The 1267-nt window shown below is 33.3% G+C and carries 2 protein-coding genes; both read left to right on the top strand.

All coding sequences use genetic code 11. The features are described 5' to 3' along the window. Positions 1-90 precede the first annotated feature (90 nt). Positions 91-234, top strand: coding sequence for a TrwH protein (locus ACFIK3_RS09525; protein WP_273791747.1), 144 nt, complete (start codon positions 91-93; stop codon positions 232-234). Further along, positions 231-983 (top strand): type IV secretion system protein, encoded by a 753-nt coding sequence (locus ACFIK3_RS09520; RefSeq protein WP_375676622.1) that lies wholly within the window; start codon positions 231-233, stop codon positions 981-983. The genes ACFIK3_RS09525 and ACFIK3_RS09520 overlap by 4 nt, the downstream gene beginning before the upstream one ends. Positions 984-1267: the final 284 nt, after the last annotated feature.

Below are 1267 nucleotides of genomic sequence, written 5' to 3'. Positions count from 1 at the left end.
TACACACAACGTACTTTACTTTATGTTCAAAATAATAATAATGACAACAAATATCAGGATGTATATAACAATAAAAAGAGTCATATTAAAATGAAGTCGATCATTCTTGTAATTTTGATTGCAAACCTTTTATCGGCTTGTGCATTAGCACCAAAGCTAAAACAGCCAAATGATAGGAACCGTGTGCCTATTAATAAAACAATCCCTGCCGAAATTAAGCGAGGAGACAGATGAAAAAGCGATTTATTATAACAGGAATGATCACCCTTTTGGGAATGATAAATTTAACTCTAACGTCTAACTTTAGTTGGGGTTCTGGAACTCAAGGTTCAACTGTCCAAACTCCTCCCCCTTTTCCAGAAGCAGAATATCTGAAAATTATTGATTTGTTAAAACAACAAATTAAAGCAAACGAAGACCAGATCGAAAACACGAAAAAAGTCTATCAGTCTATAACAGGAAATAAACAAATAACACCACAAAAGTTATCGAATTTTTTATTAGAATATTCGCCTTTTTACCCACCTACCCACAAAACATACACGGGTTTATATGGGAAAAACTTCAAAGCTTTTGGTTATTTCGAACTGCTTATGACTCAAATTAAAGGAGAGGAGTGGAGAGCCCTCCTCTCGGAGACACAACATAAGATAATATACGATATACTTAATAAGCGTCTTAAATATAGTGGAGTTATCGATAAAGCTGTAAGTTTGCAAGCTTTCCAAGATGCAGAGAACCGCTTTACACAAATTGCCGATTTCTTAAAAGATATAGATAAAACAAAAGATCTGAGAGAAGTTTTCGAGCTGCAAACACGTATCAGAAACATGTCAGCGGTACTCCAAAATGAATATACAAAGCTACAAATGGTCAGAAATTTAAGCAGTAATGAAGAGTTTCTTATCGAAATGCAAAAACGTATATTGTATAAAAAAATTATGAACAATGCCCTCAAACATGTGCCTCAAATAAGATTTTAGCCACTAAAGCTCTTTACAAGATTTGCTTTTTTTTCATGAAAACAAAAGCAAATGTAGAAGGTTCAGTACTATCCGAACATTTCAGAGAGGCAGAAAGCTTTTATCAAAGCCAAGATATCGTAATGCAAATACTTAGGTAATGTATAAATGCGAATAACGCGTTTAGCATGTATCTATGTTTCAAGGTGATAAAAAGTTGAAAATTCGTTAAAGAGGAATTCCATGGACTTTACAGTGTTCACGCAACTTTTCAATAAAATTGATCAGATAACAAAAACATATGT

Origin of the sequence: Bartonella sp. CB10SXKL, assembly GCF_042195515.1 — a bacterium.
Classification (GTDB): domain Bacteria; phylum Pseudomonadota; class Alphaproteobacteria; order Rhizobiales; family Rhizobiaceae; genus Bartonella.
Note: the sequence above shows the minus strand (reverse complement) of the source record. Positions and strands in the feature narration are given on the sequence as shown.